Source organism: Clostridium tagluense (genome assembly GCF_003865095.1).
GTDB lineage: Bacteria > Bacillota > Clostridia > Clostridiales > Clostridiaceae > Clostridium_AD > Clostridium_AD tagluense.
In genome coordinates this window covers 1-739 of the sequence record NZ_BHYK01000120.1, presented here as the reverse complement: position 1 = coordinate 739, position 739 = coordinate 1, and the positions used below count along the sequence as shown (strand labels likewise).

Annotated in this window: 1 protein-coding gene; it reads left to right on the top strand. The window is 37.6% G+C overall.

Features of this window, described 5'->3' with window-relative positions:
- Positions 1 to 41: 41 nt before the first annotated feature.
- A partial coding sequence (locus tag Ctaglu_RS24800) for an alcohol dehydrogenase catalytic domain-containing protein (protein ID WP_185732974.1) occupies positions 42 to 739 on the top strand: 698 nt, incomplete at its 3' end.

Here is a 739-nt window from a genome sequence, read left to right as displayed (position 1 = left end):
GGAATGTAAATATTATAATACAAAAGAAAGAAGGGATTAATTTGAAAAGTAGAGCTGCTGTTGCATTTAAGCCAGGAGAACCACTTAAAATTGTAGAAATAGATGTAGAAGAGCCAAAAGCAAAAGAAGTATTAGTAAAAATTCTATACACTTCAGTCTGTCATACAGATGCTTTTACATTATCAGGTAATGATCCAGAAGGCGTATTTCCTGCTGTACTAGGTCATGAAGGTGCTGGTATTGTAATTTCTGTAGGTGATGAAGTTACTTTAGTAAAACCAGGGGACCATGTTATTCCACTATATACGGCTGAATGTGGAGAATGTAAATTCTGTCGTTCTGGTAAAACAAACTTATGTAGTGCCATACGAGAAACTCAAGGTAAGGGTTTAATGCCTGATGGAACAACTCGTTTCTCTTATAAGGGAGAGCCCATTTATCATTATATGGGAACAAGCACATTTAGCGAATACACAGTAGTTCCTGAAATCGCATTAGTAAAAGTTAATCCAGATGCACCACTTGATAAAGTTTGTCTATTTGGATGCGGTGTTACTACAGGTATTGGCGCTGTACACAACACAGCAAAAGTTGAAGAAGGAGCTGTGGCAGCCGTATTTGGTTTAGGAGCTATTGGATTAGCTGCTATTCAAGGATTGGCTCAAGCAAAAGCAGGCCGAATTATCGCTGTAGACTTAAATGAAGATAAGTTTGAATTGGCTAAAAAAATGGGAGCAAC